8 protein-coding genes are annotated in these 7,606 nt (G+C 58.1%); all 8 read left to right on the plus strand.

Translation table 11 applies throughout. The features are described 5' to 3' along the window. The 8 genes from nuoI (at position 1) to DIC66_RS06150 (ending at position 7,528) form a co-directional block, all read left to right on the plus strand. Positions 1 to 522 (plus strand): NADH-quinone oxidoreductase subunit NuoI, encoded by a 522-nt coding sequence (gene nuoI / locus DIC66_RS06115; protein WP_117175048.1) that lies wholly within the window; start codon positions 1 to 3, stop codon positions 520 to 522. Positions 523 to 547: 25 nt separating this feature from the next. Further along, positions 548 to 1,183 (plus strand): NADH-quinone oxidoreductase subunit J, encoded by a 636-nt coding sequence (locus DIC66_RS06120; protein WP_117175050.1) that lies wholly within the window; start codon positions 548 to 550, stop codon positions 1,181 to 1,183. Then, positions 1,180 to 1,488: an NADH-quinone oxidoreductase subunit NuoK gene (gene nuoK, locus DIC66_RS06125; RefSeq protein WP_117175052.1), complete on the plus strand. Its 309-nt coding sequence runs from the start codon at positions 1,180 to 1,182 to the stop codon at positions 1,486 to 1,488. The genes DIC66_RS06120 and nuoK overlap by 4 nt, the downstream gene beginning before the upstream one ends. A 7-nt stretch (positions 1,489 to 1,495) precedes the next feature. Beyond that, on the plus strand, positions 1,496 to 3,550 hold the full coding sequence (gene nuoL / locus DIC66_RS06130; protein ID WP_117175054.1) for an NADH-quinone oxidoreductase subunit L: 2,055 nt from the start codon (positions 1,496 to 1,498) through the stop codon (positions 3,548 to 3,550). Positions 3,551 to 3,562: 12 nt separating this feature from the next. Next, the gene (locus DIC66_RS06135; RefSeq protein ID WP_117175056.1) at positions 3,563 to 5,038 is read left to right on the plus strand and encodes an NADH-quinone oxidoreductase subunit M; all 1,476 of its coding nucleotides are present in this window, start codon (positions 3,563 to 3,565) and stop codon (positions 5,036 to 5,038) included. 24 nt (positions 5,039 to 5,062) lie between these two features. Next, positions 5,063 to 6,550: an NADH-quinone oxidoreductase subunit NuoN gene (nuoN, locus tag DIC66_RS06140; RefSeq protein ID WP_117175058.1), complete on the plus strand. Its 1,488-nt coding sequence runs from the start codon at positions 5,063 to 5,065 to the stop codon at positions 6,548 to 6,550. 107 nt (positions 6,551 to 6,657) lie between these two features. After that, a complete protein-coding gene (locus DIC66_RS06145) occupies positions 6,658 to 7,236 on the plus strand; it encodes an NUDIX domain-containing protein (RefSeq protein ID WP_117175060.1) in 579 nt (192 codons plus the stop codon). A 16-nt stretch (positions 7,237 to 7,252) separates the two neighbouring features. Continuing rightward, positions 7,253 to 7,528 carry a DUF1178 family protein gene (locus DIC66_RS06150; RefSeq protein WP_117175062.1) on the plus strand — a complete coding sequence of 92 codons (276 nt, stop codon included), beginning with the start codon at positions 7,253 to 7,255 and terminating at the stop codon, positions 7,526 to 7,528. The last annotated feature ends 78 nt before the right edge of the window (positions 7,529 to 7,606 follow it).

Genomic DNA, 7,606 nt, shown 5'->3' on the forward strand with positions numbered 1-7,606 from the left:
ATGTCTAACCACTTTGTAGCCCGCACGCCCTCCGTTTTTTCGCTCAAGGACTTTCTCTACAGCTTTCTGCTGATTGAACTGTTCAAGGGCTTGGCCCTGACTGGCCGCTACCTGTTTCGCCGCAAGGTAACGGTGCAGTTCCCGGAAGAAAAGACGCCTCTGTCCCCACGTTTTCGTGGCCTGCATGCCCTGCGCCGTTATGAAAACGGCGAAGAGCGCTGCATTGCCTGCAAGCTGTGCGAAGCGGTTTGCCCGGCCATGGCCATCACCATCGAATCCGATGTGCGCGCCGACGGCTCACGCCGCACCACGCGGTATGACATCGACCTCACCAAGTGCATCTTCTGCGGCTTCTGCGAAGAGAGCTGCCCGGTGGATTCGATTGTGGAGACCCACATTCTGGAATACCACGGTGAAAAGCGGGGCGACCTGTACTTCACCAAAGACATGCTGTTGGCCGTGGGTGACCGGTATGAGAGCGTGATCGCGGCTGCCAAGCAGTCCGACGCCAAGTACCGCTAAGGCCCATGACAGAAAGAATTTGAATATGAATGTCACAACCGGTCTTTTTTATGTCTTCTCCACGGTCTTGCTGATCGCAGCATTCCGTGTGATTACCGCGCGCAACCCGGTGCATGCCGTGTTGTTCCTGGTGCTCACCTTTTTCCAGGCCGCCATGATCTGGATGCTGCTGAAAGCTGAGTTCCTGGCCATCGTTCTGGTGCTGGTCTATGTGGGGGCGGTGATGGTGCTGTTCCTCTTCGTCGTGATGATGATGGACATCAACATGGAGAACCTGCGTCAGGGCTTCTGGAAGCACTTTCCCTTTGCTGCCCTGGTGGGCGTGATCATTGCGCTGGAAATGTCCGCCGTACTGATGAAAGGCTTCCGGGGCGCGGAATTGGCAGGCACCGCTGAGCCCATGGTGTCCAACACCAAGGAACTCGGTGTCGTGCTGTTCACGCAGTACATCTACCCGCTGGAGGTTGCTGCAGCCATCCTGCTGGTGGCCATGATTGCCGCCATTGCATTGACACTGCGAGCCCGCAAGGACAGCAAGTATGTAAGCCCCGGCGTGCAAGTTCGCGTCAAGGCACGCGATCGTATGACGGTGCTCAAGATGGATGCCACGCAAGTGGCTCCCGAGCCAGCACCGGTTGCTGCTGCAGAGGTAAAAGCATGACACTCACACTAGGTCACTTTTTGGCATTGGGCGCGATTCTGTTCGCCATGTCCGTTGTTGGCATCTTCCTCAACCGTCGTAACCTGATTGTGTTGCTGATGGCGATTGAGCTGATGCTGCTGGCGGTGAACACCAACTTCGTTGCTTTCTCCTATTACCTGCATGACATGCACGGCCAGATCTTCGTGTTCTTCATTCTGACGGTAGCCGCTGCCGAGTCCGCTATTGGCTTGGCGATCCTGGTCTTGCTGTTCCGCAACAAGTCCAGCATCAACGTGGACGAACTGAATTCGCTAAAAGGGTAACCAGAAAATGTCTCAAACCCTTTCCGCCTCAACCCTGATATGGGTTCCGCTCGCACCCCTGGTTGGCTCCGTGCTGGCCGGTGTGCTGGGCACCAAGTTCGGTGGCAATGTCATGGGCCGCGTGGGCAGCCACAGCCTGACCATTCTGGGCGTACTGGTGGCCTTTGTGCTGTCGGTACAGACGCTGCTCAGCGTGGTGCAGGACGGCGCCCGTTTCAACGAGACCCTCTACACCTGGATGTCGGTGGGTGGCCTGAAAATGGAAATCGGCTTCCTGGTCGATGGCCTCACCGCCATGATGATGTGCGTGGTGACCTTTGTCTCTCTGATGGTCCACCTGTACACGGTCGGCTACATGCACGAGGACGAAGGCTACAACCGTTTCTTTGCCTACATTTCGCTTTTCACCTTCTCCATGCTGATGCTGGTGATGAGCAACAACTTGCTGCAGCTGTTCTTCGGCTGGGAAGCCGTGGGTCTGGTGTCGTACCTGCTGATCGGTTTCTGGTTCAACAAACCCACCGCCATCTTTGCCAACATGAAGGCCTTTCTGGTCAACCGTGTGGGTGACTTTGGCTTTATCCTGGGCATTGGCCTGATCGTCGCCTTTGCTGGCACGCTCAACTACACCGAAGTGTTCGGACGGGCCGAAGAGCTGTCCAAGCTGGCCTTTCCTGGCACCGAGTGGATGCTAGTTACCGTGATCTGCATTTGCCTGTTCATTGGTGCCATGGGCAAGTCGGCCCAGTTCCCCTTGCATGTGTGGCTGCCTGACTCCATGGAAGGCCCCACACCGATTTCCGCGCTGATCCACGCCGCCACCATGGTGACGGCTGGCATCTTCATGGTGGCGCGCATGTCGCCCCTGTTTGAGCTCAGCGACGCGGCCCTGAATTTCGTGTTGGTGATCGGTGCCATCACCGCGCTGTTCATGGGCTTTTTGGGCATCATCCAGAACGACATCAAGCGCGTGGTGGCCTATTCCACCCTGTCGCAGCTGGGTTACATGACCGTGGCCCTGGGTGCTTCGGCCTACTCGGTCGGTGTATTCCACCTGATGACGCACGCCTTCTTCAAGGCCTTGCTGTTCCTTGGTGCCGGTTCCGTCATCATGGGTTGCCACCATAACCAGGACATCCGCTGGATGGGTGGCCTGCGCAAGTACATGCCCATTACCTGGATCACTTCGCTGCTGGGCTCTTTGGCTTTGATTGGCACACCCTTCTTTGCCGGTTTCTACTCCAAGGACAGCATCATTGAAGCTGTGGCCGAAAGCCACCTGCCCGGTGCTGGTTTCGCCCACTTTGCCGTGCTGGCAGGTGTGTTTGTGACGGCCTTCTATTCTTTTCGCATGTACTTCCTGGTGTTCCACGGGAAAGAGCGTTTTGACCAGAATCCGGATGCCCACCATGGCGACCACGACCACGACCACGATGCGCATGACGCCCATGGGCATGACGACCATGGCCACGGCCATGACAACAAGCCGCACGAATCCCCCTGGGTGGTGTGGGTGCCGCTGGTCCTGCTGGCCATCCCCTCGGTCATCATTGGCTACCTGACGATTGACCCCATGCTGTTTGGCGACTTCTTCAAGGGTGCGATTTTCATCGACCACGAAAAGCACCCCGGCATGGAGGAGATGGCTCACGCCTTCCACGGACCTGTGGCCATGGCGCTGCATGCACTGAGCACAGCACCGTTCTGGCTGGCCCTGTCGGGTGTGGCACTGTCCTACTACATGTACATGGTCAACCCGGCCTTGCCCACGGCCATCAAGAAGGCGGCGATGCCGATCTACACCTTGCTGGAAAACAAGTACTACCTGGACTGGATCAACGAGAACATCCTGGCCCGTGGCGCCCGCGCTCTGGGTACCGTGCTATGGAAGGGTGGCGACCAGATGCTGATCGACGGTGCCGTGGTGAACGGTTCCTGGAAACTCGTGGGCTGGGTGTCTGGTGGCGTGCGCAAGCTGCAAACCGGCTATCTGTACCACTATGCCTTGGTGATGATTCTGGGCATCTTTGTCCTGATGACGTACTTCGTTTGGCTCAAGTAGGAGAAAGAAAAAATGGGATTGTTGAGCCTTGCGATCTGGACGCCCGTTGCGTTCGGAATAGTTCTTCTGGCACTGGGTCGCGACGACCAGGCTAAAACCGTGCGCTGGGTCGCACTGATTGGTGCGCTGGTCAGCCTGCTGGTCACGCTGCCGCTGTACGGCCAGTTTGACAACCACTCGGCTGCCATGCAGTTTGTGGAAAACGCGCCCTGGATTGAGCGCTTCAACATCAACTACCACCTGGGCCTGGACGGCATCTCGTTCTGGTTTGTGCTGCTGACTGCCTTCATCAACGTTGTGGTGGTGATTGCCGGATGGGAAGTGATCACCTCGCGCGTGAACCAGTACATGGGCGCCTTCCTGATCCTGAGCGGCCTGATGATTGGCGTGTTCTGCGCACTCGACGGCATGCTGTTCTATGTGTTCTTTGAAGCCACGCTGATTCCCATGTACCTGATCATCGGTATCTGGGGCGGCCCGAACAAGATCTATGCGGCCTTCAAATTCTTCCTGTACACCCTGATGGGCTCGCTGCTGTTGCTGGTTGCCCTGATTTACCTGTACACCAAGTCCGGTGGCAGCTTCGATCTGGCCGTTTGGTACGCCTTGCCCCTGAGCAGCAGCGCACAAACCTATATCTTCTTTGCCTTCCTGGCTGCCTTTGCGGTCAAGGTGCCCATGTGGCCGGTGCACACCTGGTTGCCCGACGTGCACGTGGAAGCGCCCACCGGTGGTTCTGCTGTGCTGGCTGCCATCATGCTGAAGTTGGGTGCCTACGGTTTCCTGCGCTTCTCGCTGCCTATCGCACCCGATGCGGCGCATGAGTGGGCCGGCTTCATGATTGCACTCTCTTTGGTTGCCGTGGTGTACGTGGGCCTGGTGGCCATGGTTCAGCAGGACATGAAAAAGCTGGTGGCCTACTCTTCGGTGGCGCACATGGGCTTTGTCACCCTGGGCTTCTTCATCTTCAGTGACCTGGGTGTTTCGGGCGGCATCGTTCAGATGATTGCCCACGGCTTTGTCTCGGCTGCCATGTTCCTGTCCATCGGCGTGCTGTATGACCGCGTGCACTCCCGTGAGATTGCCAGTTATGGCGGCGTGGTCAACACCATGCCCAAGTTTGCGGCCTTTGCCCTGCTGTTCTCCATGGCCAATTGCGGCCTGCCGGGTACTGCCGGTTTCGTGGGCGAATGGATGGTGATTCTGGGTGCCGTCAAATACAACTTCTGGGTTGGTTTTGCGGCAGCCAGTGCGCTGATTTTTGGCGCGGCCTACACCCTGTGGATGTTCAAGCGTGTGTACCTCGGACCGGTGGGCAATCACCATGTCAAGGAGTTGTTGGACATCAATGCCCGCGAGTTCCTGATGCTGGCCCTGCTGGCGGTTGCTGTGTTGTACATGGGTATCTATCCCAAGCCCTTCACGGATGTGATGGACGTTTCAGTCACGCAATTGCTCAAGCATGTTGCAGTGTCGAAGTTGAACTGATCACACTGAATTGAGAGATAAAAGATGATTGACAATATCAGTTTGATCGCGGTCTACCCCGAGATCATGTTGCTGGTGATGGCCTGTGTCATTGCCCTGATGGACCTGGGTGTGAAGACACCGCTGCGTGGTGCAACCTATGTCATCACCCTGATGACACTGGGTGCTGTTGCGGTGCTGCAAGCCATGTACGCCTCTTCTGGCATGACGCACTACGCCTTTGGCAACATGGTGGTCAGCGACTCCATGGGCAACTGGCTCAAGTGCTTTGCCACGGTAGCCATGATGATCACGCTGGTGTACGGACGCCCCTACGCCGGTCAGCGCGACATGCTGCGCGGTGGCGAGTTGTTTACCCTGAGCATCTTTGCCTTGCTGGGCATGTTTGTCATGATCTCCGGCAACAACTTCCTGGTGATCTACCTGGGTCTGGAACTGCTCACCCTGTCGAGCTACGCCCTGGTGGCCTTGCGCCGCGACCATGTGCCCGCCACCGAAGCCGCCATCAAGTACTTTGTGCTGGGTGCCATGGCCTCCGGCTTCCTGCTGTATGGCATGTCCATGCTGTACGGCGCCACCGGCTCGCTGGACATCACCGCCGTGTTCAAGGCCATTGCTTCGGGCAATGTGCGCCACCAGGTGCTGATCTTTGGGTTGGTATTCATCGTCTCCGGCCTGGCGTTCAAGCTCGGTGTGGTGCCTTTCCACATGTGGATCCCCGATGTCTACCAGGGTGCACCTACCGCCATTACGCTGATGATTGGTGGAGCCCCCAAGTTGGCAGCCTTTGGCATGACCATGCGCCTGCTGGTGGAAGGCATGTTGCCCCTGGCCATCGACTGGCAGCAAATGCTGATGGTGCTGTCGATTGGCTCGCTGCTGGTGGGCAATCTGGCGGCCATCATGCAGACCAACGTCAAGCGCATGCTGGCCTTTTCCACCATCTCGCAGATGGGCTTTGTGCTGCTGGGCCTCATGGCCGGTGTGGTCAATGGCAACACGCTGTCGGCAGCCAATGCCTACAGTTCCTCCATGTTCTACGTCATCACCTATGTGCTGACCACGCTGGCGGCCTTCGGTGTGCTGCTGCTGCTCTCGCGTGAAGGCTTTGAGAGCGAAGAGATTGCCGACCTGGCCGGTCTGAACCAGCGCAGCCCGCTTTACGCCGGCATCATGGCAGTCAGCATGTTCTCGCTGGCCGGTATTCCCCCGTTGGCCGGTTTCTACGCCAAGCTGTCGGTGCTGCAGGCCCTGGTGGCGTCGGGCGAGCAGGTTTATCTGTACCTGGCGGTGTTTGCGGTGCTGATGTCGCTGATTGGCGCCTTCTACTACCTGCGCGTGATCAAGGTGATGTACTTTGATGCCCCCATCACCGCCAGCAATGTTGTGGCCGGTGCCGATGTACGCGTGGTGCTGTGCCTCAACGGCGCTGCCATCCTGGTGCTGGGCCTGATGCCCGGCGGCCTGATGGCGCTGTGCGCCCGCTCTGTGCTCCAGATGCTGGGCACCTGAGTCCGCGTCAGCCGTTAGAGCCGTCTCCGGGCTGCAAGTGTCTTGCAGCCCGTTTTTCATTGGAAACAGGGAACACGCCTTTGTCCACTGCTGATAACAAACACCTGATGGAAACCCAAAAGTCTTCCGAGGAAGTCTTCAAGGGAAACTTTCTGCACGCCTTTCGTGACCGGGTTGTGCTGCCCGACGGCAGTGAGGCCACCCGTGAGTACGTGGTGCATCCCGGTGCCGTCATGGTCATCCCGCTGCTACAGGACGCACAGGGTGCCTGGCGCGTGGTGCTGGAGCGGCAGTACCGCTATCCCGTGGGCCAGGTGATGATCGAATTTCCGGCAGGCAAGTTGGATGCGGGCGAATCCGTCTTCAGCTGCGCACAGCGCGAGTTGCAGGAAGAAACCGGTTTTAGTGCCACCGAATGGGCACGTGCCGGGCTGATGCACCCGGTGATTGCCTACTCCACGGAGTTCATAGACATCTGGTTTGCACGCGGCCTGACGGCTGGCGCACAGCAGTTGGACGCCGGAGAATTTCTGGATGTCTTCACGGCCACGCCCGAAGAGTTGCTGCAGTGGTGCCTGCAAGGCAAAGTCACCGATGCCAAGACCCTCGCCGGTGCCTTGTGGTTGCAGAATACGCTGGCCGGCAACTGGGACTTGCAGTGGCAGAGCGCCCAGAGCCTGGCATAGGTCAGACAATAGCGCCATGAAAGTTCTGGATCTTCAATGTGCGCAAAATCACACCTTTGAAGGCTGGTTTGCCTCCGAAGATGACTTTGTGTCGCAGTGCGCCCGTGCCCTGGTGCAATGCCCCCTGTGTGGCGATGCTTCGGTTCACAAGAAGCTCAGCGCACCACGCCTCAATCTCAACACCAGCCGCCAGGACAGGCAGGCAGCCACGGAGCAAGGAGCTGGCCCCTCCACGGGCCCGGCGTATGCGTCCGGCCATCCCATATTGACCGCTGACCTCGGTCATGCCTGACAGTTAGACAGCAATGTCTTGCCAGCGGTGCGGCAGTAATTCCCCGATCTGGCTGGCCCGCTGTGTTGGTAGACGTGT

It is taken from the genome of Rhodoferax lacus (genome assembly GCF_003415675.1).
Taxonomy (GTDB): domain Bacteria; phylum Pseudomonadota; class Gammaproteobacteria; order Burkholderiales; family Burkholderiaceae_C; genus Allorhodoferax; species Allorhodoferax lacus.